This is a genomic window from Mycobacterium sp. TKK-01-0059 (genome assembly GCF_000709305.1).
Taxonomy (GTDB): Bacteria; Actinomycetota; Actinomycetes; order Mycobacteriales; family Mycobacteriaceae; genus Mycobacterium; species Mycobacterium intracellulare.
Genome location: NZ_KL446995.1, coordinates 468,355 through 491,229, shown reverse-complemented (window position 1 = coordinate 491,229; position 22,875 = coordinate 468,355). Strand labels below are relative to the sequence as shown.

20 protein-coding genes are annotated in these 22,875 nt (G+C 69.1%); 8 read left to right on the top strand and 12 right to left on the bottom strand.

Translation table 11 applies throughout. From position 1 onward, the window contains the following. The first annotated feature begins 47 nt into the window (after positions 1 to 47). From gap to K883_RS24095, 6 genes are all read left to right on the top strand, one after another. Complete coding sequence (gene gap / locus K883_RS24120) at positions 48 to 1,067, top strand: type I glyceraldehyde-3-phosphate dehydrogenase (protein WP_008258129.1); 1,020 nt, start codon at positions 48 to 50, stop codon at positions 1,065 to 1,067. A 3-nt stretch (positions 1,068 to 1,070) separates the two neighbouring features. Next, positions 1,071 to 2,306 (top strand): phosphoglycerate kinase, encoded by a 1,236-nt coding sequence (gene pgk / locus K883_RS24115; protein WP_008258128.1) that lies wholly within the window; start codon positions 1,071 to 1,073, stop codon positions 2,304 to 2,306. Further along, positions 2,303 to 3,088: a triose-phosphate isomerase gene (gene tpiA, locus K883_RS24110; RefSeq protein WP_008258127.1), complete on the top strand. Its 786-nt coding sequence runs from the start codon at positions 2,303 to 2,305 to the stop codon at positions 3,086 to 3,088. The genes pgk and tpiA overlap by 4 nt, the downstream gene beginning before the upstream one ends. A 30-nt stretch (positions 3,089 to 3,118) precedes the next feature. Further along, positions 3,119 to 3,352 carry a preprotein translocase subunit SecG gene (gene secG, locus K883_RS24105; RefSeq protein WP_008258126.1) on the top strand — a complete coding sequence of 78 codons (234 nt, stop codon included), beginning with the start codon at positions 3,119 to 3,121 and terminating at the stop codon, positions 3,350 to 3,352. A 38-nt stretch (positions 3,353 to 3,390) separates the two neighbouring features. Further along, a complete protein-coding gene (ppc, locus tag K883_RS24100; RefSeq protein ID WP_020822948.1) occupies positions 3,391 to 6,207 on the top strand; it encodes a phosphoenolpyruvate carboxylase in 2,817 nt (938 codons plus the stop codon). A 130-nt stretch (positions 6,208 to 6,337) separates the two neighbouring features. Then, on the top strand, positions 6,338 to 7,327 hold the full coding sequence (locus K883_RS24095) for an aldo/keto reductase (RefSeq protein ID WP_008258123.1): 990 nt from the start codon (positions 6,338 to 6,340) through the stop codon (positions 7,325 to 7,327). Between the two features lie 14 nt (positions 7,328 to 7,341). Here the strand turns inward: K883_RS24095 and K883_RS24090 are convergent, their stop codons facing one another. The 7 genes from K883_RS24090 to tkt all read right to left on the bottom strand — a co-directional run bounded on the left by K883_RS24090 (position 7,342) and on the right by tkt (position 15,243). Further along, the gene (locus K883_RS24090; protein ID WP_008258121.1) at positions 7,342 to 8,271 is read right to left on the bottom strand and encodes a histone deacetylase family protein; all 930 of its coding nucleotides are present in this window, start codon (positions 8,269 to 8,271) and stop codon (positions 7,342 to 7,344) included. Between the two features lie 13 nt (positions 8,272 to 8,284). Next, positions 8,285 to 8,683 carry a hypothetical protein gene (locus K883_RS24085; RefSeq protein ID WP_036429006.1) on the bottom strand — a complete coding sequence of 133 codons (399 nt, stop codon included), beginning with the start codon at positions 8,681 to 8,683 and terminating at the stop codon, positions 8,285 to 8,287. 45 nt (positions 8,684 to 8,728) lie between these two features. After that, complete coding sequence (gene pgl / locus K883_RS24080; protein WP_036456048.1) at positions 8,729 to 9,484, bottom strand: 6-phosphogluconolactonase; 756 nt, start codon at positions 9,482 to 9,484, stop codon at positions 8,729 to 8,731. Further along, positions 9,481 to 10,392, bottom strand: coding sequence for a glucose-6-phosphate dehydrogenase assembly protein OpcA (gene opcA / locus K883_RS24075; protein ID WP_008258116.1), 912 nt, complete (start codon positions 10,390 to 10,392; stop codon positions 9,481 to 9,483). Before opcA ends, pgl begins: the two co-directional genes overlap by 4 nt. Positions 10,393 to 10,464: 72 nt before the next feature. Next, positions 10,465 to 12,009: a glucose-6-phosphate dehydrogenase gene (gene zwf, locus K883_RS24070; protein ID WP_020822945.1), complete on the bottom strand. Its 1,545-nt coding sequence runs from the start codon at positions 12,007 to 12,009 to the stop codon at positions 10,465 to 10,467. Beyond that, a complete protein-coding gene (gene tal, locus K883_RS24065) occupies positions 12,006 to 13,127 on the bottom strand; it encodes a transaldolase (protein ID WP_036456047.1) in 1,122 nt (373 codons plus the stop codon). The genes zwf and tal overlap by 4 nt, the downstream gene beginning before the upstream one ends. A gap of 16 nt (positions 13,128 to 13,143) precedes the next feature. Further along, complete coding sequence (gene tkt / locus K883_RS24060; RefSeq protein ID WP_020822943.1) at positions 13,144 to 15,243, bottom strand: transketolase; 2,100 nt, start codon at positions 15,241 to 15,243, stop codon at positions 13,144 to 13,146. A gap of 255 nt (positions 15,244 to 15,498) precedes the next feature. Between tkt and K883_RS24055 the strand changes: the two genes are divergently transcribed. After that, positions 15,499 to 16,425, top strand: coding sequence for a heme o synthase (locus K883_RS24055; protein ID WP_008258105.1), 927 nt, complete (start codon positions 15,499 to 15,501; stop codon positions 16,423 to 16,425). A 372-nt stretch (positions 16,426 to 16,797) separates the two neighbouring features. Here the strand turns inward: K883_RS24055 and K883_RS24050 are convergent, their stop codons facing one another. Beyond that, the gene (locus tag K883_RS24050) at positions 16,798 to 17,772 is read right to left on the bottom strand and encodes a quinone oxidoreductase family protein (protein ID WP_020822941.1); all 975 of its coding nucleotides are present in this window, start codon (positions 17,770 to 17,772) and stop codon (positions 16,798 to 16,800) included. Positions 17,773 to 17,791: 19 nt separating this feature from the next. Here K883_RS24050 and K883_RS24045 point away from each other — a divergent pair, with 19 nt between their 5' ends. Then, complete coding sequence (locus K883_RS24045) at positions 17,792 to 18,442, top strand: ATP-grasp domain-containing protein (RefSeq protein WP_036456045.1); 651 nt, start codon at positions 17,792 to 17,794, stop codon at positions 18,440 to 18,442. Here K883_RS24045 and K883_RS24040 read toward each other — a convergent pair. From K883_RS24040 to mptB, 4 genes are all read right to left on the bottom strand, one after another. Continuing rightward, a complete protein-coding gene (locus K883_RS24040) occupies positions 18,392 to 19,345 on the bottom strand; it encodes a COX15/CtaA family protein (RefSeq protein WP_020822940.1) in 954 nt (317 codons plus the stop codon). The two genes, K883_RS24045 and K883_RS24040, sit on opposite strands and share 51 nt — an antisense overlap. A gap of 62 nt (positions 19,346 to 19,407) precedes the next feature. Further along, positions 19,408 to 20,184 carry an ABC transporter permease gene (locus K883_RS24035; protein ID WP_036429002.1) on the bottom strand — a complete coding sequence of 259 codons (777 nt, stop codon included), beginning with the start codon at positions 20,182 to 20,184 and terminating at the stop codon, positions 19,408 to 19,410. Continuing rightward, positions 20,181 to 21,140 carry an ABC transporter ATP-binding protein gene (locus K883_RS24030; RefSeq protein ID WP_179945128.1) on the bottom strand — a complete coding sequence of 320 codons (960 nt, stop codon included), beginning with the start codon at positions 21,138 to 21,140 and terminating at the stop codon, positions 20,181 to 20,183. The genes K883_RS24035 and K883_RS24030 overlap by 4 nt, the downstream gene beginning before the upstream one ends. Beyond that, positions 21,137 to 22,846 (bottom strand): polyprenol phosphomannose-dependent alpha 1,6 mannosyltransferase MptB, encoded by a 1,710-nt coding sequence (gene mptB, locus K883_RS24025; RefSeq protein ID WP_255358963.1) that lies wholly within the window; start codon positions 22,844 to 22,846, stop codon positions 21,137 to 21,139. Before mptB ends, K883_RS24030 begins: the two co-directional genes overlap by 4 nt. Positions 22,847 to 22,875 lie beyond the last annotated feature (29 nt).

Here is a 22,875-nt window from a genome sequence, read left to right as displayed (position 1 = left end):
CGAGCGCAAATCAGCGGACACAGGAAAGAAGACGACAGGAGAGACAAGTGACGGTCCGAGTAGGTATCAACGGCTTCGGTCGAATCGGGCGGAACTTCTACCGGGCCTTGCTGGCTCAACAGGAGCAAGGCACCGCTGACATCGAGGTGGTCGCGGTCAACGACCTCACCGACAACGCCAGCCTGGCGCACCTGCTGAAATTCGACTCCATCCTGGGCCGCCTGCCGCACGACGTCAGCCTCGAGGGTGACGACACCATCGTCGTCGGCAACGCCAAGATCAAGGCGCTCGAGGTCGAGGAGGGCCCGGCGGCCCTGCCCTGGGGCGACCTGGGCGTCGACGTCGTCGTCGAGTCCACCGGCATCTTCACCAACGCCGCCAAGGCCAAGGGCCACCTGGACGCCGGCGCCAAGAAGGTGATCATCTCCGCGCCCGCCACCGACGAGGACATCACCATCGTGCTCGGCGTCAACGACGACAAGTACGACGGCAGCCAGAACATCATCTCCAACGCCTCGTGCACCACGAACTGCCTCGGCCCGCTGGCCAAGGTGCTCAACGACGAGTTCGGCATCGTCAAGGGCCTGATGACCACCATCCACGCCTACACCCAGGACCAGAACCTGCAGGACGGCCCGCACAAGGACCTGCGCCGCGCCCGCGCCGCCGCCCTGAACATCGTGCCGACCTCCACCGGCGCCGCCAAGGCCATCGGCCTGGTGCTGCCCGAGCTGAAGGGCAAGCTCGACGGCTACGCGCTGCGGGTGCCGATCCCGACCGGCTCGGTCACCGACCTGACCGCCGAGCTGCGCAAGTCCGCCACCGCCGAGGAGATCAACGCCGCGATGAAGGCGGCCGCCGAGGGCCCGATGAAGGGCATCCTCAAGTACTACGACGCGCCGATCGTCTCCAGCGACATCGTCACCGACCCGCACAGCTCGATCTTCGACTCCGGGCTGACCAAGGTGATCGACGACCAGGCCAAGGTGGTGTCCTGGTACGACAACGAATGGGGCTACTCCAACCGCCTGGTGGACCTGGTCGCCCTGGTCGGCAAGTCGCTGTAACCCGTGGCCGTCCACACGCTCAAAGACCTTCTCGGCGAGGGGGTTTCGGGCCGCGGCGTGCTGGTGCGCTCGGACCTCAACGTGCCGCTCGAGGACGGCAAGATCACCGACCCCGGGCGCATCACCGCCTCGGTGCCGACGCTGAAGGCGCTCGTCGAGGCGGGCGCCAAGGTGGTGGTCACCGCGCACCTCGGGCGTCCCAAGGACGGGCCGGACCCGAAGCTGTCGCTGGCGCCGGTCGCCGCGGCCCTCTCCGAGCAGCTGGGCCGCCACGTGCAGTTGGCCGGGGATGTCGTCGGTACCGACGCGCTGGCCCGCGCCGAGGGGCTGACCGACGGCGACGTCCTGCTACTGGAGAACATCCGCTTCGACCCCCGCGAGACCAGCAAGGACGACGGCGAGCGGCTCGCCCTGGCCCGCCAGCTCGCCGAATTGGTCGGGCCCACAGGCGCTTTCGTGTCCGACGGCTTCGGCGTGGTGCACCGCAAGCAGGCGTCCGTGTACGACATCGCGACCCTGCTGCCGCACTACGCCGGCACGCTGGTGGCCGAGGAGATCCAGGTGCTCCAGCAGCTGACCAGCTCCACCAAACGCCCCTACGCCGTGGTGCTCGGCGGGTCGAAGGTCTCCGACAAGCTCGGGGTCATCGAGTCGCTGGCCACCAAGGCCGACAGCATCGTCATCGGTGGCGGCATGTGCTTCACTTTCCTTGCCGCGCAAGGCTTCTCCGTCGGCAAGTCGTTGCTGGAGACCGAGATGGTGGACACCTGCCGCCGGCTGCTGGACACCTACGTCGACGTGCTGCGGCTCCCGGTGGACATCGTCGTGGCCGACAAGTTCGCCGCCGACGCGACACCGCACACCGTCGCCGCCGACGCCATCGGAGACGACCTGATGGGCCTGGACATCGGGCCCGGATCGGTCAAACGGTTCACCACCTTGCTGTCCAACGCCGAGACCGTCTTCTGGAACGGGCCGATGGGCGTGTTCGAGTTCCCGGCGTTCGCCGCGGGCACCAAGGGCGTCGCCGAAGCGATCGCCGCCGCGACCGGCAAGGGCGCCTTCAGCGTGGTCGGCGGCGGGGACTCGGCGGCGGCCGTGCGCGCGTTGGGCATCCCGGAAGGCGACTTCTCGCACATCTCCACCGGTGGGGGAGCGTCGCTGGAATACCTTGAGGGCAAGACGCTTCCGGGTGTCGAGGTACTGGACCGTCCGCAACCGACTGGAGGCGCAGCGTGAGCCGCAAGCCACTGATCGCCGGCAACTGGAAGATGAACCTCAACCACTTCGAGGCGATCGCGCTGGTGCAAAAGATCGCGTTCGCGCTGCCGGACAAGTACTACGACAAGGTCGACGTCACGGTGCTGCCGCCGTTCACCGACCTGCGCAGCGTGCAGACCCTGGTCGACGGCGACAAGCTGCGGCTGACCTACGGCGGCCAGGACCTGTCCCAGCACGACGCCGGCGCCTACACCGGAGAGGTCAGCGGCGCCTTCCTGGCCAAGCTGGGCTGCACGTTCGTCGTCGTCGGGCACTCCGAGCGCAGGACGTACCACCACGAGGACGACGCCGTCGTCGCCGCCAAGACCGCCGCGGCGCTCAAGCACGAACTGACCCCGATCGTCTGCATCGGCGAGCACCTCGAGGTGCGCGAGGCCGGGAACCACGTCATCCACTGCGAAGAGCAGCTGCGGGGGTCGCTGGCCGGGCTGTCCGCCGAACAGATCGGCAAGGTCGTCATCGCCTACGAGCCGGTGTGGGCGATCGGCACCGGGCGGGTGGCCAGCGCCGCCGACGCCCAGGAGGTGTGCGCGGCGATCCGCAAGGAATTGGCGTCGCTCGCCTCGCCCCAGGTCGCCGACTCGGTGCGGGTGCTCTACGGCGGCTCGGTCAACGCCAAGAACGTCGGCGAGCTCGTCGCCCAGGGCGACATCGACGGCGGCCTGGTCGGCGGCGCGTCGCTGGACGGCGAGCAATTCGCCACGCTGGCGGCCATCGCCGCCGGTGGGCCTCTTCCGTGATCCGGCCAAGGCACCGGTAGGCTGGCCGTCATGCAGTTGGCTTTGCAGATCACCCTGGTCGTCACCAGCATCCTGGTGGTGCTGCTGGTGCTGCTGCACCGCGCCAAGGGTGGCGGCCTGTCCACGCTGTTCGGTGGTGGCGTCCAATCGAGCCTGTCCGGATCCACCGTGGTGGAAAAGAACCTGGACCGCCTGACGCTGTTCATCACCGGCATCTGGCTGGTGTGCATCATCGGCATGGCGCTGCTGATCAAGTACCACTGACGACCTGACCGCCCCGCGGCACGCCGATACTGGGACGCATGGCTGACGCCTCCGAAGCCTCCGAGGACACCCTGGAACCGATCGGCGCCGTCCAGCGCACCCCGGTGGGGCGCGAGGCGACCGAGCCCATGCGGGCCGACATCCGGCTGCTGGGCGCCATCCTGGGCGACACGGTGCGCGAGCAGAACGGGCGCGAGGTGTTCGAGCTCGTCGAACGCGCCCGGGTGGAATCGTTCCGGGTGCGCCGCTCCGAGATCGACCGGGCGGAGCTGGCCCAGCTTTTCGAGGGCATCGACATCCACCAGGCCATCCCGGTCATCCGCGCGTTCAGTCACTTCGCGCTGCTGGCCAACGTCGCCGAAGACATCCACCGCGAGCGCCGCCGCGCTGTCCACGTCGCCGCCGGCGAACCACCGCCGGACAGCACCCTGGCCGCGACCTACGCCAAACTCGACGAGGCACAACTCGATTCGGACACGGTTGCCGACGCGTTGAAGGGCGCCGTGGTCGCTCCGGTGATCACCGCCCACCCCACCGAGACCCGCCGGCGCACCGTCTTCGTCACCCAGCACCGGATCACCGAGCTGATGCGGCTGCACGCCGAGGGGCACGCCGAGACCGACGACGGGCGCAACATCGAACTCGAGTTGCGCCGCCAGGTCCTCACGCTGTGGCAGACCGCGCTGATCCGGCTGTCCCGCCTGCAGATCACCGACGAGATCGAGGTGGGTCTGCGCTACTACGCCGCCGCGTTCTTCAAGGTGATCCCGCAGGTCAACGCCGAGGTCCGCGACGCCCTGCGCGCCCGCTGGCCCGACGCCGACCTGCTCGACGAGCCGATGCTGCAGCCCGGCTCCTGGATCGGCGGGGACCGCGACGGCAATCCGAACGTGACGGCCGACGTGGTGCGCGAGGCCACCGGCAGCGCCGCGTTCACCGCGCTGGCGCACTACCTGGCCGAGCTGACCGCGCTGGAGCAGGAGCTGTCGATGTCGGCGCGCCTGGTCTCGGTCACCCCCGCGCTGACCGAACTCGCCGGGGGCTGCGCGGAGAAGGCCCGCGCCGACGAACCGTACCGGCGGGCGGTGCGGGTGATCCGCGCCCGCCTCAGCGCGACGAGCGCGGCGATCCTGGACCGGACACCGCAGCAGGTGCTGGATCTGGGGCTGCCGCCGTACGAAACCCCGGCCGAACTGGGGGCCGATCTCGACATTATCGACGAGTCGCTGCGCGGCCACGGCAGCGGGCTGCTGGCCGACGACCGCCTGGCGCTGCTGCGAGAAGGCGTGCGGGTCTTCGGGTTTCACCTGTGCGGCCTGGACATGCGCCAGAACTCCGACGCGCACGAAGAGGTGATCGGCGAGCTGCTGGCGTGGGCCGGGGTGCACCCGGACTACCGTTCGCTGCCCGAAGACGAGCGCGTCGAGCTGTTGGCGGCCGAGCTGGGTACCCGCCGCCCGCTGGTGGCCGACGACGCGCAGCTTTCCGACCTGGCCCGCGGCGAGCTGGGTGTGGTGCGCGCCGCCGCGCACGCCATCAAGCGCTACGGACCGTCCGCCGTCCCCAATTACGTGATCTCGATGTGCCGTTCGGTCTCCGACGTACTCGAGGCCGCGATCCTGCTGAAAGAGGCGGGGCTGATCGACGCGTCCGGTCCCGAGCCCTACTGCCCGGTGGGCATTTCCCCGCTGTTCGAAACCATCGACGATCTGCACAACGGCGCGACGATCCTGCACGCGATGCTGGAACTTCCGATCTACCGGGCGCTGGTGGCCGCGCGCGGCGAGACCCAGGAAGTGATGCTGGGTTACTCGGACTCCAACAAGGACGGCGGATATTTGGCGTCCAGCTGGGCGGTGTACCGGGCCGAGCTGGCGCTGGTGGAAGTGGCCCGCAAAACCGGAATCCGGTTGCGGCTCTTCCACGGTCGCGGCGGCACCGTCGGGCGTGGCGGAGGGCCGAGCTACGAGGCGATCCTGGCGCAGCCGCCCGGCGCGGTGAACGGCTCGCTGCGGCTCACCGAGCAGGGCGAGGTGATCGCCGCCAAATACGCCGAACCGCGAGTGGCGCAACGCAATCTGGAGAGCCTGCTGGCCGCCACGCTGGAGTCCACGCTGCTGGACGTCGAGGGCCTGGGCGACGCAGCGGAACCGGCGTACGCGGTGCTCGACGAGGTGGCCGTGCTGGCCCAGCGCGCCTACGCCGAATTGGTGCACGACACACCGGGTTTCGTCGACTACTTCATGGCCTCCACCCCGGTCAGCGAGATCGGGTCGCTGAACATCGGCAGCCGCCCGACGTCCCGCAAACCCACCGAATCGATCTCGGACCTGCGCGCCATCCCGTGGGTGCTGGCGTGGAGCCAGTCGCGGGTCATGCTGCCCGGCTGGTACGGCACCGGGTCGGCATTCGAGCAGTGGATCGCGGCGGGCCCGCAGAGCGAGGCCGAGCGGGTGAGCATCCTGCACGACTTGTACCAGCGCTGGCCGTTTTTCCGCAGCGTGCTGTCGAATCTGGCTCAGGTGCTGGCCAAAAGCGACCTCGGCCTGGCGGCCCGCTACGCCGAATTGGTCGACGACGAGGAATTACGGCGCCGGGTCTTCGGCAAGATCGTCGACGAGCACGGCCGAACCATCGCCATGCACAAGCTCATCACCGGGCAGGACAACCTGCTCGCGGACAACCCTGCGCTGGCGCGGTCGGTGTTCAACCGCTTCCCGTACCTCGAGCCGCTGAACCACCTGCAGGTGGAGTTGCTGCGCCGGTACCGCTCCGGCGACGACGACGAACTGGTGCAGCGCGGGATATTGCTGACGATGAACGGGCTGGCGAGCGCGTTGCGGAACAGCGGCTGACGACGCGCGTACTTCCCGCGCTGACCACCGGTGTTGCGGCACGCGGTGTCGGCGTCGTTATGGTTGAGTCGTGGCTTGCCTGCGCGGGCCGCGCACGCAGGGACGAATATCCAACGGGGGAGGTTGGCATTTGAAATCCATCACATTCGGCAAGACGGGGCTTGAGGTTTCCCGGTTGGCCTTCGGTACCTGGGCGTTCAGCAGCGACTGGGGCCAAGCCGACGAGGACGCCGCGATCACCATGATCCAACGCGCGCGTGACCTGGGGATCAACTTTTTCGATACCGCCCAGCAATACGGGTTCGGGGAATCCGAGCGCATTCTCGGCAAGGCCCTTCGCGACGATTTCGCGCGGGCCCGCGACGAGTTGGTGATCGCCACCAAAGGCGGGTTGCGCAAAACCGACACGGGACTGGTCCGCGACGCCAGCCGCGAGTACCTGCGCAGCGGTGTCGAATCCAGCCTTCGCGCGCTGGGCGTGGATTACATCGACCTCTACCTGGTGCACTGGCCGGATCCCACGACTGCGGCGGCCGAGACGGGTGAAGCGCTCGCAGAACTGGTGTCGGAGGGCAAGATTCGGCACGTAGGTGTCTCGAACTACGACACGACCCAGATAGAGGAACTCTCGGCCACGCTTCCGGTAGAAGCGGTGCAGCCGCCGTACCACCTGTTTCGCCGTGACATCGAATCCGACCTGCTGCCCTATTGCCACGCCCACGACATCGGGGTGATGGTGTACGGACCGTTGGCGCACGGCCTGCTCACGGGAACCATGAAGCCAGACACCAGCTTTGCCGACGGCGACTGGCGCGGCAAGAGTCCGATCTTCACCGGCGAGGATTATCTGCGCAACCTGAAAGTCGTTGATGACCTGAGCCATTTGGCCATCGATCTCGGCGTCACGACGAGCCAGCTGGCCATCGCCTGGACGCTCGCGCAACCCGGCGTGCATACCGCCATCATGGGCGCGCAACACGTCACCTACCTGCAGGACAGCGCCGGTGCGGCCGACGTCACGCTGACCGACGCGGACCTCGCCGCGATCGAGGACATCATGAAGTCGGCGACGCCGGTCGGCGGCCCGGCCCCCGAGATGCACGAGAAAAAGGCGAGCTGACTCCGGGAGGGCGCCTAGCCCTTCACCAGCTCGCCGACGTGCGCGGTCACCGAATCGGCCAGGGCTTGCAGGTCATAACCGCCTTCGAGCACCGCCACCAATCGGCCGTCGCACAGCGTCTCCGCCGACTTCATCAATTCCCTGGTGACCCAAGCGAAGTCGTCGGTCGTCATGGTCAGCGAGCCCAACGGATCGCGCTCATGCGCGTCGAATCCGGCGGACACGATGATCAGTTCGGGTGAAAACGCGTGCAGCGCGGGCAGTATCCGGTCGGCGAAGGCGGCGCGCAGTTCGGCGCCGCCGTCCCCGGGTGCCAGCGGCGCGTTGAAGATGTTGCCGACCCCGGTTTCGCGCGCCGCACCGGTGCCGGGAAACAGCGGCATCTGGTGCGTGGACGCGTAGAGCACGCTCGGGTCGGAGTAGAAGATCTGCTGCGTGCCGTTGCCGTGATGGACGTCGAAATCGACGATGGCGACGCGCATCAGCCCGTGTTTGCGCTGCGCGTGCCGCGCGCCGATGCTGATGTTGTTGAACAGGCAGAAGCCCATCGCGCGCTCGGATTCGGCGTGATGCCCCGGCGGCCGGCACGCGACGAACGCGTTCTGCACGTCGCCGGCCAGCACCCGGTCCACCGCCCGCAGCGTGGCGCCCACCCCGCGCAAGGCCGTCTCCCACGTCGAGGGCTCCATCATGGTGTCGCCGCCGTCGAGATAGACGTAGCCGTGCTCGGGGCGCGCCGCCTCGAGCGCGTCCACGTAGCGGTTGGAGTGCACGTAGCGCGCGGCGGCAAGCTCGGCCGGCTCGGCCGTCTCGCGCACCAGCGCGTCGAACCGGGGCTGGCGCAGCGCCGCCTCCACCGCGCGGTAGCGGTCCGGCCGCTCCGGGTGCCCGGGGGCCGTCCGGTGCGCGGCGAAGGCGGAGTGGTGCAGCAGCAGCGTGGCCATCAGGGGACGGCGCCTACTCCGCGGTCCGGTTGCGCAGCCTGTCCAGCAGACCGCGCACCGCGTGCTCGGTGATCGCGAGGGGGGAGATCATGGTCTCGCCCACCTTCACCATCTCGTCGATCCGCGCGACGATGGCCTCCACGGGTTCGACCAGCACGATCAGCCGCTTGGCCAGATCGTCCAGGCTGGCCATGGTGCCGTCCAGGTGATCGAGGCCGGCTTCCAGGCGTTCCACCGTGGCGTTCAGCGCCGACAAGGAGCTGCTGAGCTCTTTCATGGTGTTGCTCAAACCGTCGAGGACGTCTTCGACCTGCTCCACCGTCTTGTCGGCGTTCAAGGCGGCCTGGGTGAGCGTCTTGATCCGGCTTCGCTCTTGCCCCCCGCGCACGGTTCTGTCTGCCATGACCGCCATTATGACCCGGACGGGCCGCCCGGGGACCCCACGGTCCGAATCGCGTCAGGCCACGCCGGACGGGTCCGACGGCAGCTTCGACGCGGCGTCCTCGTCGAGCAGCCAGAGCGTGGTCTCTTGACCGATCGCCCCGGCGGCCGGCACCGACACCGGCGCGGCGCCACCGATGGCCGCGGCCGCCGCGTCGGCCTTCCCGGCGCCCGACACCATCAACCAGACTTCGCGGGAACGCGCAATCGCGGGCAGCGTCAAGGTGATTCGTTGCGGCGGCGGCTTGGGGGAGTCCTCGACCGACACCACCATGCGGGTGGTTTCGAGCACGGCCGGGGTGTCCGGGAACAGCGAGTTGATGTGGCCCTCGGGGCCCATCCCCAGCAGGTGCACGTCGAAGTTCGGCACCGGCTGGCCGGGCGCGGCGTTGGCCGCCAGCAGTTGCTCGTAGGCCAGCGCCGCCGCGGCCAGATCGCCGCCGAATTCGCCGTCACTGGCCGGCATCGGGTGCACCTGGCTGGACGGGATGTCGACATGATCGAGCAACGCGGCCCGCGCCTGCTTGTCATTGCGCTCGTCATCGTCTTCGGGGACGTAGCGTTCGTCGCCCCAGAACAGGTGCACCTTGGACCACTCGATCGGCCGGTCCACCAGCGACCGCAACAGCCCGATGCCGTTGCCGCCGCCGGTCAGCACGACGAGCGCGCGGCCGCGGGCCGCGACCGCGTTCCCGATGGTGTCGGTCAGTCGCGTCGCGGCGGCGTCGACCAGGGCCTGGCTGTCCGGGAAGATTTCGATGCTGGTGCTCACACGTATTGCACTTTCTCAATGCCTTCCAGCGCGGTTTGGTAAATCTCGTCGGGATCCAGCCGACGCAGGTCTTCGGCGAGGCACTCGCCGGTTTCCCTGCGCGCCAACGGAAGCAGCGCGTCGGGACGCGACGTCCGGCTCAGCGTGGCCGTCCTGCCTTCTTGCGGGCGGCTCAACACGATGGTCTCGCTGCTGCGCGTCAGTTCGATCTTGAGCTCGCCGACCGCCCTGCGCACCGGGCCGTCGATCCGGCTGGCCAGCCACCCCGCCAGGACGTCGAGCGCCGGCTCGGTGGCCAGGCCGGACACCAGCGCCGACTCGATGGGCTCGTGCGGCGTCAAGTCGACGGCCGAGGTCAGCAGCGCCCGCCAGTAGGTGATGCGCGCCCAGGCGAGGTCGGTGTCACCGGCGGTGTATCCCGGCAGCCGGCTCTTGATCGCCGCCAGCGGATCGACCCCGTTGGTCGCGTCGGTGATGCGGCGAATCGCCAACCGGCCCAACGGATCCTGCGCGGGCACCGCCGGCGCGACGTCGGGCCACCAGGCCACCACCGGGATGTCGGGGAGCAGGAACGGGGTGACGACGCTGGCCGCGTGGCCGGACAGCGCGCCCGACAGCCGCAGCACCACGACCTCGCTGGCGCCGGTGTCGCCGCCGGCGCGCAGCTGTGCGTCCAAGCGGGGCTTGTCCGCGTACGGATTTCCCCTCATCGTGACGATGATCCGGCTGGGGTGTTCGTGGCTCGCGTCGTTGGCCGCCTGCAGCGACTCCTCGAGGATCTCCTCGCTGTCCGGCGCGATGATCAGCGTCAGGACCCGGCCCATCGCGACGGCGCCGACCCTCTCGCGGAGTTCGTCGAGTTTCTTGTTGACCGCGGTGGTGGTGGCGTCCGGCATGTCAATTATCAATTGCGCCACTCCTCCTCATCGCTGCGTCCCCCGCCAGCGGGAGGTACCCCCGCTGCATCGTCGTGGCGCGTATCACGGCCGCCGCCATTCCCGGCCCGTGCGGTGCAGCATCTCGAACGCGGAGTCCGGGCCCCAGGTGCCCGCCTCGTAAGGCTCGGGCTTGCCGCCGGCCGCCCAGTTATCCAACACGGGATCGAGTATCTGCCAAGCCAATTCGACCTCTTCATTGACCGGAAACAGCGACGGCTCACCCAGCAACACGTCGAGGATCAACTGTTCGTAGGCCTCCGGGGATTCCTCGGCGAACGCCGAACCGTAGGAGAAGTCCATATTGACGTCGCGGACCTCCATCGCGGTGCCGGGCACCTTGGAACCGAACCGCAGCGTGACGCCCTCGTCGGGCTGCACGCGGATCACCATGGCGTTGGTGCCCAGCTCGTCGGTCATGGTCGCGTCGAACGGCAGGTGCGGTGCCCGCTTGAAGATCAGGGCGATCTCGGTCACCCTGCGGCCCAACCGTTTTCCGGTTCGCAGGTAGAACGGCACGCCCGCCCAGCGGCGGGTGTCCACCTCGAGGGTGATGGCCGCGAACGTCTCGGTGGTCGAGTCCTTGGCGAACCCCTCTTCGTCGAGCAGCCCGAGGACCTTCTCGCCGCCCTGCCACCCCGCGGCGTACTGACCGCGGCTGGTGGTCTCGTCGAGCGGCTCGGCGAGCTGCGTCGCCGAGAGCACCTTGATCTTCTCGGCCTGCAACGCCCTGGGGCTGAAGCTGACCGGCTCCTCCATGGCGGTCAGCGCCAGCAGTTGCATCAGATGGTTCTGGATGACGTCGCGCGCGGCGCCGATGCCGTCGTAGTAGCCGGCCCGACCGCCCAGGCCGATGTCCTCGGCCATGGTGATCTGCACGTGGTCGACGTAGTGCGCGTTCCAGATCGGGTCGAACAGCTGATTGGCGAACCGCAACGCCAGGATGTTGCGGACCGTCTCCTTGCCCAGGTAGTGGTCGATCCGGAAGACCGACTCCTCGGGGAAGACGGCGTTGACGGACTGATTCAGCGCTTGCGCGCTCTCCAGGTTGTGGCCGAACGGTTTCTCAATGACAACTCGAGCCCACCCGTCCTTAGGCGGGCGAGCCAGACCGGACTTGTGCAGCTGATCGCACACGACCGGGAAGGACTTGGGCGGGATGGCCAGGTAGAAGGCGTGGTTGCCTCCGGTGCCCCGCTCGGCGTCCAGCTTGTCCAGTGTCTCGGCCAGCCGGGCGAACGCCTCGTCGTCGTCGAAAGCGCCTGGCACGAAACGGAATCCCTCGGCCAACCGCTCCCAGTTCTCCTCCCGGAAGGGAGTGCGGCAGTGTTCCTTGACCGCCTCGTACACCACCTTGCCGAAATCCTGCGTGCTCCAATCCCGGCGGGCGAAGCCCACCAGCGAAAAGCTCGGCGGCAGCAGCCCGCGATTGGCCAGGTCATAGATCGCCGGCATGACCTTCTTGCGTGCCAGGTCGCCGGTCACACCGAAGATGACCATCCCGCACGGCCCGGCGATGCGCGGCAGGCGCTTGTCGCGCTTGTCCCGTAACGGGTTATGCCATTGTTGCGCGGTGCGGGCTGGGCTCATTTGGAGGCGGAACCCAGCTGCTTCTGCGTTTCCTCCAGCAGCTCGGTCCACGAATCCACGAACTTCTCCACCCCTTCGTCTTCGAGCACCACGAAGACGTCGCTCAGATCGATGCCGATCTGGTCCAGCTTGTCGAATACCGCCTGGGCGTCCGCGGCGGTGCCGGTGACGGTGTCGCCCTTGATCACACCGTGATCGGCGACCGCGTCAATTGTCTTCTCCGGCATGGTGTTCACCGTGTTGGGCGCCACCAGTTCGGTGACATAGAGGGTGTCGGAGTAGTCGGGGTTCTTGACGCCGGTCGACGCCCAGAGCGGACGCTGCACCCGGGCCCCGTGGGCCTTGAGCGCTTGGTAACGCTCGTCGCCTTCGAACACCTCCTGGTAGGCCGCGTAGGCCAGCCGGGCGTTGGCCACACCGGCCTGGCCCAGCAGCGCCTTGGCGTCCTCGGACCCGATCTTCTCCAGCCGCTTGTCGACCTCGGTGTCCACCCGGGAGACGAAGAACGAAGCCACCGAATGGATCTTGGACAGGTCGTGTCCGCCTTCGCGGGCCTTCTCCATGCCGGCCAGGTAGGCGTCCATCACGGCCCGGTACCGCTCGACGGAGAAGATCAGCGTGACGTTGACCGAAATCCCTTCCGCCAGAACGGCGGTGATCGCCGGAATCCCGGCCTCGGTGGCCGGGATCTTGATGAACAGGTTCGGCCGGTCGACGATCTTCCACAGCTCGACGGCCTGAGCGATGGTCTTGTCGGTGTCGCCCGCCAGCCGGGGGTCGACCTCGATCGATACCCGGCCGTCGACGCCGTCGGAGTTCTCCCACTCACGCGTCAACACGTCGCACGCGTTGCGCACGTCGTCGGTGGTGACGGTGCGGATGGTGGCGTCGACGTCCGCGCCGCGCTCGGCGAGCTCGGCGATCTGGCTGTCGTAGGCATCGCCCTCGGCGAACGCCTTCTGGAAGATCGACGGGTTGGTGGTCACGCCGACGACGCTCTTGGTGTCGATGAGCTCCTGCAGGTTCCCCGACCGCAGCCGCTCCCGCGACAGGTCGTCGAGCCACACGGAAACGCCCGCGGCGCTCAGCGCCGCGAGGTTAGGGTTCTGAGCGGTCATGTGAATTACCCTTTCCTCAGTTATCCACGACTTGTTCCGCGGCGGCAGCGACGGCTTCGGCAGTGAAACCGAATTCACGGAATAAGGTCTTGTAGTCGGCGGATTCGCCGTAGTGCTCGATCGAAACGATCTTTCCGGTGTCACCGACCAGCTTGTGCCAGCTCTGCGCGACGCCGGCCTCGACGGCCACCCGTGCCGACACCGACGGCGGCAGCACGCTGTCGCGGTAGTCGTCGGGCTGGGACTCGAACCATTCGACGCACGGCATGGAGACCACCCGCGCCACAATGTCCTTGTCCGCCAACAACTTCTGCGCCTTGACGGCGAGCTGGACCTCCGAGCCGGTGGCGATCAGCACCACGTCGGGGTCCTGGCCGGCCTCCTCGCCGTCCGAGCCCAGGATGTACCCACCGCGGGCGACCCCCTCGGCGCTGGTGCCCTCGAGCACCGGCACGCCCTGGCGGGTCAGGATCAGCCCCACCGGGCCGCTGCCGTTGCCACGGGCCAGGATCGTGCGCCAGGCGTGCGCGGTCTCGTTGGCGTCGGCCGGACGCACCACCGACAGCTTGGGGATGGCGCGCAACGCCGCGAGGTGCTCGATCGGCTGGTGGGTGGGGCCGTCCTCGCCCAGCCCGATGGAGTCGTGCGTCCACACGTAGATGGTGTCGATGTCCATCAGCGAGGCCAGCCGCACCGCGGGACGCATGTAGTCCGAGAACTGCAGGAACGTGCCGCCGTACGCGCGAGTCGGGCCGTGCAGCACGATGCCGGACAGGATCGCGCCCATCGCGTGCTCGCGAACGCCGAAATGCAGCGTGCGACCGTACCAGTCGGCGGTGTAGTCCTTCGTCGAAATGGACGGCGGGCCAAAGGATTTCACGCCATCCATGGTGGTGTTGTTGCTGCCCGCGAGGTCGGCCGAGCCGCCCCACAGCTCGGGCAGTTTCGGTCCCAGCGCGGACAGCACCTTGCCCGAGGCCGCCCGGGTGGCCAGCTCCTTGGAACCCGGCTCCCAGTGCGGGATGTCGGCGTCCCAGCCGTCGGGCAGTTCCTCGGCGGTCAACCGGTCCAGCAGCGCCTTGCGGTCGGGCTCGCGCTGCACCCACGCGTCGAAATCCGCCTGCCACTTCTCGTGCGCTTCCTTGCCGCGGTCGACCAGCTTGCGGGTGTGGGCGATCACCTCGTCGCGCACCTCGAAGTTCTTGTCCGGGTCGAAGCCGAGGATCTGCTTGACGGCGGCGACCTCCTCGTCGCCCAGCGCCGCGCCGTGCGCCTTACCGGTGTTCATCAACTTCGGCGCGGGATAGCCGATGATGGTGCGCAGCTCGATGAACGACGGCCGGTCGGTGACGGCCTGGGCGGCCGCGATGGCCTCCTGGATGCCCACGACGTTCTCGCCGCCCTCGACCCTCTGCACGTGCCAGCCGTAGGCCTCGTAGCGCGCGGCGGTGTCCTCACACAGCGCGATGTTGGTGTCGTCCTCGATCGAAATCTGGTTGTGGTCATAGAAAACGATGAGGTTGCCCAGTTGCTGGACGGCCGCCAGCGACGAGGCCTCCGAGGTGACGCCCTCTTCGATGTCCCCGTCGGAGGCGATCACGTAGATGAAGTGATCGAACGGGCTGGTGCCCGGGGCGGCGTCGGGGTCGAACAGGCCGCGCTCGTAGCGGGCGGCCATCGCCATGCCGACGGCGGACGCCAGGCCCTGCCCGAGCGGACCGGTGGTGATCTCAACGCCCTTGGTGTGGCGGAACTCCGGGTGCCCGGGCGTCTTGGATCCCCAGGTGCGCAGCGACTCGATGTCGGAGAGCTCCAGGCCGAAACCGCCCAGGTACAGCTGCAGGTACAGGGTCAGGCTGCTGTGCCCGCACGACAGGACGAACCGGTCGCGGCCCAGCCAGTGGGTGTCGCTGGGGTCGTGGCGCATCGTCCGCTGGAACAGCGTGTACGCCAGCGGGGCCAGGCTCATCGCCGTCCCGGGGTGGCCGTTGCCGACCTTTTGCACCGCGTCGGCCGCCAGCACCCGAATGGTGTCGACGGCGGCCGAGTCGAGCTCGGACCAGTCGTCCGGAAGGTGCGGTTGGGTCAGCGTGGAGATCTCTTCGAGTGTCGTCACAGACTCAGTCCTTGGGTCATCGAGCTGATCAATCCCACCCTAGTGCGGGAGGGCCGGCTCTTGCAGAGCAGGATTTCGGGTACCCGCGGCCGGCAGGTGAGAAAATTACGCGCCCGTCGAAAGCCCTTGACATTCAGTTCGGAAAACTGGGAAAAGTCTGCGGGAACGGACCCACGGGCGGGGCATCGCCGCCACTCGGTCTACCATCGTCTGTAGTAGATGCTGCGCGCCGCTGCGACCCCGAGGAGTTATTGCGTGAGCGTTCGCGGGCGCGCCGCGCCGAGCCGATTGCCAAGCCGGGTGCGAGGCACGGTGCTGGCGTATCTGGCGCTGACCAAGCCGCGGGTCATCGAGCTGCTGCTCGTGACCGCGATCCCGGCGATGCTGCTCGCCCAGCGCGGCACGGTCAACCCGCTGCTGATCGTCAACACCCTGATCGGCGGCATGCTGGCCGCCGGGGGCGCCAACACGCTGAATTGCGTGGCCGACGCGGACATCGACAAGGTGATGAAGCGCACGGCGCGCCGGCCGCTGGCGAGGGCCGCGGTGCCCACCCGCAACGCCCTGGTGCTCGGGCTGGTGCTGACGGTCGGGTCGTTCTTCTGGCTGTGGTGGACGACCAACCTGCTGTCGGGGCTGCTGGCCCTGGCGACGATCGCGTTCTATGTGTTCGTCTACACCCTGCTGCTCAAGCGCCGCACCTCGCAGAACGTCGTGTGGGGCGGTGCGGCCGGCTGCATGCCGGTGATGATCGGTTGGTCCGCAGTGACGAACACGATCGGCTGGCCGGCCCTGGTGATGTTCGCCATCATTTTCTTCTGGACGCCGCCGCACACCTGGGCGCTGGCGATGCGCTACAAGGACGACTACAAAGCGGCGGGCGTCCCGATGCTGCCGGCCGTCGCGACCGAGCGCCAGGTGACCAAGCAGATCCTGATCTACACCTGGCTGACGGTGCTGTCCACCCTCGCGCTGGCGCTGGCGACGGGCTGGCTGTACGCGGCGGTCGCCGTGGTGGCCGGGGTGTGGTTCCTTGCGATGGCGCACCAGCTGTACGCGGGGGTGCGCGTCGGTGAGCCCGTCAAGCCGCTGCGGCTGTTCCTGCAGTCGAACAACTACCTGGCGGTGGTGTTCTGCGCGTTGGCGATCGACTCGGCCATCGGGCTGCCGCACCTGTTCTGACGATCTGGGGCCGCCACTCGGGCGCCGCCAGTCACTTGGGCCACTCCCGTCTCTCCGAGAGAGTGGACCGCGAATGCCCACCTCCCCGCGACAATGGCCCGGCCCGAGTTGTCGCAACCCCACCACGGCGAGTAGCGGCAACCCACCACGGCGAGTAACGGCAACCCACCACGGCGAGTAGCGGCAACCCACCACGGCGAGTAAGGGCAACCCCACCACGGCGAGTAAGGGCAACCCCACCGAGGCGAGTAACGGCAACCCCACCGCGCCTAGTAACGGCAACCCCACCACGATGCGTTGTCGCTCGGAGGTGGGCAAAACGCCCATGCCTTCCGCGGCGAGACCAATGTGACCCCTGTGACTCGACAGCCCTCAGGGCACCAGCACGATCGAGCCCGTGGTCTTGCGGCCCTGCAGGTCCTCGTGGGCGCGGGCGGCATCGGCCAGAGGGTAACGCCCGCCGACCTCGACGGTGATGTCGCCACGGGCGATCGCGGAGAACAATTCCTCTGCGCGCCAGCTGAATTCCTGCCCGGTGCGGACGAAGTGCGCCAGCGACGGCCGGGTCAAAAACACCGAGCCGGCGGCATTGAGCCGCTGCGGATCGAACGGGGGAACGGGCCCGCTGGCCGCGCCGAACAGCGCGAGCGTGCCCCGCACGGCCAGGCTGGCCAGGCTGGCGTCGAAGGTGGTCGCGCCCACGCCGTCGTACACCGCGGCCACCCCGGCACCGTCGGTCAACGCCCGGATCTGCTCGCCGAACTCGTCGGCGTCGTCGGGGTAGGAGAGCACCTCGTCGGCGCCGGCCTTCGCCGACATCCGCGCCTTCTCCGGGGTCGAGACCGTCGTGATCACCCGCGCGCCGAGTAGGTGCGCCCACTGCGTCAGGATCAGGCCGACACCGCCCGCGCCCGCGTGCACCAGCACCGTGTCGCCGGCCTGCACCGGATACACGGACTTCAACAGGTAATGCGCGGTCAGCCCCTTCAGCAGCGCCGAGGCCGCCACGTCGGCGGGAACGCCGTCGGGCACCGACGCGGTGAAAGACGCTGGGGCGGTGGCATATTCGGCATAACCGCCGGAAGCCGCGGCGGTGACCACCCGGTCGCCCGCGGTGAACCCCTCGACGCCCTCGCCGGTGTCCACCACCGTGCCGCTCGTCTCCTGGCCGAGGATGAACGGCAGCTGGCGCGGGTACTGGCCCGAGCGGAAATACGTGTCGATGTAGTTGACGCCGATGGCCTCGGCCTCGATCAGCACCTCGCCCGGACCGGGGGAGGGTTGCGGCGTATCGACGTAGCGCAGCACCTCGGGGCCGCCGGTTTCGCTGACTTCGATTGCGTGCATGTGCTTATCATGCCCGGGCATGAAGCTCGCTCGTCCGGACGTCTTCCATCCCCGCATCGTGCTGGCGGGGCCCGGCGACGACCCCGACGACGCGGGGCTGGCGCCCGCGCTGCGCCGGCGTGGCCTGCACGCGCGGTGGCTGTCCTGGGACGACCCGGGGACCGCCCAGGCCGACCTGGTGATCCTGCGGGCCGCCCCGGTCGGGCCGGGCCGGCGCGACGAATTCCTGGCCTGGACCCGCCGGGTGCGCCACCTGCTCAACCCGCCCGACGCCATCGCCTGGAATTTCGCTGAGCGCTATCTGCGCGATCTCGCGGACGACGGGATCCCGACTGACCCTGGCGCGACGGCCCGCTCGACATTGATCTTTCTCGGCGGGGAGCGATCGCACGCCTGGCCGGGCGAGCCGGAGTTCGAGTCCTGGGACCTCGCCCATGCCGCGCTGGCAGCGGCCGCCGAACGCGCCGGGGTCGGCGCGCGGGAGCTCCTCTACGCGCGCGCCGACGTGGCGGGGGACCGGTTGGTGAAGCTGGATCTCGTTGCGCCGCAACTGGGTTGGCGACACGTGGACGCCGCCACCCGCGAGCTCGCGCAGCGCCGGTTCGCCGTGGCGGTCGAGTCAGGCTGTGATCGGCTCGGGCTCGGCCCGCTCTCGCATCGACGCCCATAGCGCCGCGGTGGCGGCGGTGGCCGCCGCGGCCCCCGCAACGTGCAGGGCGACGAGCGCCGCCGGGACGCCGGTGTAGTACTGGGCGGTGCCGACGGCGGCCTGCGCGCACAGCAGGACGAGCAGCACGCCGAGCCGCCGCAGCACGGGGCGGGTGGCGCGCACCGCCAGCAGCCCGAAGCCCAGGCCCACGACCAGCGCGAGGTAGGCGACCAGCAGCGAGGAGTGCACGTGCACCAAAGTGGCGACTTCGACCTTGAGTCGCGGCACCGTCCGGGTGGCGCTGCGGTCACCCGCGTGGGGGCCGGCGGCCGTCACCAGCGTGCCGGTGATCAGCACCGCGGCCAGGTTCACGCCCGAGAGCGCGGTCAGCGCGCGCAGCGGCGCGGGGATCAGCACGCGCACGGCTCCGTCGTCGGGTTCGCCGATCTTGACGTAGAGCAGCACCGCGAGCCACACCATCGTCATCGACGTCAGCAGGTGGATGGCCACCGTCCACCAGAGCAGCCCGGTGCGCACGGTGATGCCGCCGATGACCGCCTGGACGACGGTCGACACCGGCATCAGCCACGCATACACCAGGACCTCGCGCCGTCGGCGGGCCCGCGTCACCGCGAGCACGGCCAACGCCGCGGTGATCACCACGGCGAAGGTGACCATCCGGTTGCCGAACTCGACGGCCTGGTGGATGCGCGGCACCTCGGCGTGGGCCACCGGGACGAAGCTGCCCGGAAAGCATTGCGGCCAGGTGGGGCAGCCCAGCCCCGAGGCGGTGACGCGCACGATCGCGCCGGTGATGGCGATGCCGCCCTGGGTCAGGATGACGGCCGCGGCGATCAGCCGCTGGACGCCCAGACTGGGATTGGGGAGCAGGTCCACCAGCCGCAACAGCGTTCGTCCGAGCACGGCCCGATCCTAAGGCACCGAAAACTACATGTTGTAGTACGCCCTGGGTCGCCGAACGGTCGTCAGGTGAACCGGAACCAGCGCAGCGCGCTCAGCGCGCCCAGCGCGCCCCAGGCCGCCAGGACGATCACCCCGAACCAGTCCACCGACATGGTCATCGCCTGGGACAGCGCCTCGGTCAGCGCGCCCGACGGGGTCAGCCGGGCCGCCCATTTCACCCCCGTCGGGATGATGTCGGTCTCCACGGTCAGCGCGCCCAGGCCGGCGAAGACGAACCACATCAGGTTGGCGACCGCGAGCACGATCTCGGCCCGCAGCGTCCCGCCGAGCAACAGGCCGAGGGCCGCGAACACCACGGTGCCGAGCGCGATGACCCCCGCGCCCAACGCCAACGCGAGCAACGCGGGTCGCCAACCCAGCGCAAAACCGATGGCGCCCAACAGGATTGCCTGCAAGAACACGACCGTGACGACGGCCAGGGACTTGCCCGCGATGATGCCCCACACCGGAAGTGGCGTGGCGCCAAGCCGTTTCAAAGCCCCGTAGCGGCGGTCGAAGGCGACCGCGATCGCCTGCCCGGTGAACGCGGTCGAGATCACCGCCAGCGCCATGATGACCGGGGTGAACGTGGCGGCGCGGTGCTGGCCGAACGAGCCGAGCGGCAGCAGCGTGAGCCCGACCAGCAGCGTGATCGGGATGAACATGGTCAGCAGCAGTTGTTCGCCGTTGCGCAGCAGCAGCTTGAGCTCCAGACCGAACTGCGCGGCCAGCATCTTAGGCACCGTGCTGGGGCGCGGGTCGGGCGCGAAAGTGCCCGCGGGGAAAGGTGATTCGCTCATGGCCGCAACTTCCTGCCGGTGAGGTCGAGGAACACGTCCTCGAGGCTGCGTTGCTCGACGCGCATATCGGTGGCCAGCACGTCGATCCGGGCACACCACGCCGTGACCGTCGCGAGCACCTGCGGGTCGACCGGGCCCTCGACCAGGTACTCGCCCGGCGTCACCTCGGTGGCTTTGTAGTCCTCGGGCAGCGCCGCGGACAATAGGGAGAGGTCGAGCCGCGGCGGCGCGCTGAACCGCAACTGGTCCTTGGCCCCGCTGCGCATCAGCTCCGTGGGCGTGCCCGAGGCCACCGTCGCCCCGTTGTCGATGATGACGATCCGGTCGGCGAGTTCCTCGGCCTCCTTGAGCTGGTGGGTGGTCAGCAGGACCGTCACGCCGTCGCGGCGCAGCGCGTCGATCAGCTCCCACACCAGCAGCCGCGCGTGGGCGTCCATGCCCGCGGTGGGCTCGTCGAGGAACACCAGTTCGGGCCGGCCGACCAGCGCGCACGCCAGCGCGAGCCGTTGCTGTTGCCCGCCGGAGAGCCGCCGGTAGGTGGTGCGCGCGGCGTCGGTGAGGCCCAGGATGTCCAGCAGCCAGGCCGGGTCCAGCGGATCGGCCGCGTAGGCGGCCACCAGGTCGAGCATCTCGCCGGCGCGGGCCGCCGGGTACCCGCCGCCGCCCTGCAGCATCACGCCGATCCGCGCCCGCAGCCGCGCGTTGTCGGCGATCGGGTCCAGGCCGAGCACCTCGATGGTGCCGGCGTCCGGGCGCACGAAGCCCTCGCACATCTCGACCGTCGTGGTCTTACCGGCGCCGTTGGGCCCGAGCAGGGCCAGCACCTCGGCGGCGTGCACTTCCAGGTCGAGATCGGAGACCGCTGTGGTGGATCCGTAGTACTTGCTCACGCCGTGCAGCCGCACGACAGTTTCGGGGGATTCGCGGGATTCGCGGACGTCGTCGGCGCGGCTCACGTGGAATCAGCGTAGGCGTCATGGGTCGGCGCCGGCCGCGGGGTCGGGGCAGGTTGCGCGGGCGATGACGGGTCGGCGGCCGGTCGGGGGTCGGTTTCCCGGGCCGGCGCCGGCGGGGGCCGCCAGGGCAACCGGGTGTAGGTCAGCGCGATGAGCAGCACCACGATGACGGTGCTGGCCAAGGTGGCGTCCACGATCTGGAACAGCGCGAACCGGTCGCCGTTGGCGGTCGGGCCGAAGATGCCGACGACGAGGCTGATAACGATCGCCGCCACCCGGAAGCCGGTGCGGGTGGCCCAGCAGGCCAGCGGGATGATCGCCCACAGCAGATACCAGGGCTGAACGACCGGGAACAGCAGCACGCAGATGCCCAGCGCGACGCCGAGGCCGCCGATCGGGTGCAACCGGCCGCGGAAGACGGCCAGCAGCAGCCACGCCACCATGACCGTGATGATCAGCACACCGATCGCACGGGTCAGTCCCAACACCGCGGTGGTGTGATCGCCCAGGCCCAGCAGGATGCCCACCTGCCCGGTGCCGAGCGCCAGCAGCGTCGGGGGCGACATCCAGCTGCGCACCACGTTCGCGGTGCCCAGCGTGTAGATCCAGCCGAAGCCCAGGCCGCTGGCCCAGCCCACGACGGCCATCACCGCCAGCGACAGGGCCGCCATGCCGCCCCCGGTCAACAGCAGGGCGCGCAGGTTTCCTCCCCGCCGGTAGGCCAGGGCCATCGTGACGAAGCCCAGCGCCAGCAGCGACGGCAGCTTCACCTGCGACGACAGCGTGATCAGGACGGCGCCGGCCACCAGCATGCCCAGCGGTTCCCAGTCGGGACCCGGCTTGAGGGAGCGCGGCAGCAGGCGCGGGGTGTCGACACCGCGCAGCGCGAATTCGGCGCCCGCCAGCATCAGGCCCAGCATCAGCGCCTCGTTGTGCACGCCGGCCACCAGATGCATGATCAGCAGCGGATTGGCCGCGCCCAGCCACAGCGCGCTGACCTCGGCGACGCCACAGCGCCGGGCCAGCCGGGGCGTCGCCCACACGATCAGTGCGACGCCGAGCAGCTCGACGAGCCGGTGGCACAGCACGGCCGCGACGATGTTCTCCCCGGTGATCGCCGAAATGCCGCGCCCCATCCACAGAAACAGCGGGCCGTAGGGCGCGGGCGTCTCGCGCCACAGCGTCGGCACGGACAGGGTGAAGATGTGGGACAGGCCCAGCCCGGAGGCCGGGCCGACCCGGTACGGGTCGAGTCCCTCCAGGGAGATCTGGCTCTGCGCCAGGTAGGAGTAGACGTCCTTGCTGTACATCGGTGGGGCGATCAGCAGCGGCAGCACCCACAGCAGCAGGGTGCGGTCCAGGTCACCGCGCGACATCCGCCGGTTGCCCAGCGCGAACCGGCCGAGCATCAGCCAGGCCAGCGCCATCATGACCGCGCCCGTGGTCGTCATCGTCAACGACACGGTCTGGATGCGCGACGGCAGGTTGAGCAGCCGCACCCCGAACGTCGGGTCCTGCACGACGGGCCGCGCCCCGGCGCCCAGCGCGCCGATCGCCATCAGCATCGTGCCGCTGGCGCCGAACAGGCGGATGCGGCGGAGCGAGGTCAGCTCGGTATCGTTCAGCGGCGTACCCACCGCCTGCTCGTCGCCGTGCAGACTCGCGATCGACGAGCTCAGCGTGTGGTGGCGGGCTGACATCTTCAGCAGCGTAGCCGTCCGGCGGTGTGACCAGC

Excerpts from the sequence above, each read along its gene's own strand:
- secG (WP_008258126.1), top strand. The coding sequence starts at position 3,119 with ATGCAGTTGGCTTTGCAGATCACCCTGGTCGTCACCAGCATCCTGGTG.
- ppc (WP_020822948.1), top strand. The coding sequence starts at position 3,391 with ATGGCTGACGCCTCCGAAGCCTCCGAGGACACCCTGGAACCGATCGGC.
- K883_RS24090 (WP_008258121.1), bottom strand. The coding sequence starts at position 8,271 with ATGGCCACGCTGCTGCTGCACCACTCCGCCTTCGCCGCGCACCGGACG.
- K883_RS24085 (WP_036429006.1), bottom strand. The coding sequence starts at position 8,683 with ATGGCGGTCATGGCAGACAGAACCGTGCGCGGGGGGCAAGAGCGAAGC.
- zwf (WP_020822945.1), bottom strand. The coding sequence starts at position 12,009 with ATGAGCCCAGCCCGCACCGCGCAACAATGGCATAACCCGTTACGGGAC.
- tal (WP_036456047.1), bottom strand. The coding sequence starts at position 13,127 with ATGACCGCTCAGAACCCTAACCTCGCGGCGCTGAGCGCCGCGGGCGTT.
- K883_RS24050 (WP_020822941.1), bottom strand. The coding sequence starts at position 17,772 with ATGCACGCAATCGAAGTCAGCGAAACCGGCGGCCCCGAGGTGCTGCGC.
- K883_RS24045 (WP_036456045.1), top strand. The coding sequence starts at position 17,792 with ATGAAGCTCGCTCGTCCGGACGTCTTCCATCCCCGCATCGTGCTGGCG.
- K883_RS24035 (WP_036429002.1), bottom strand. The coding sequence starts at position 20,184 with ATGAGCGAATCACCTTTCCCCGCGGGCACTTTCGCGCCCGACCCGCGC.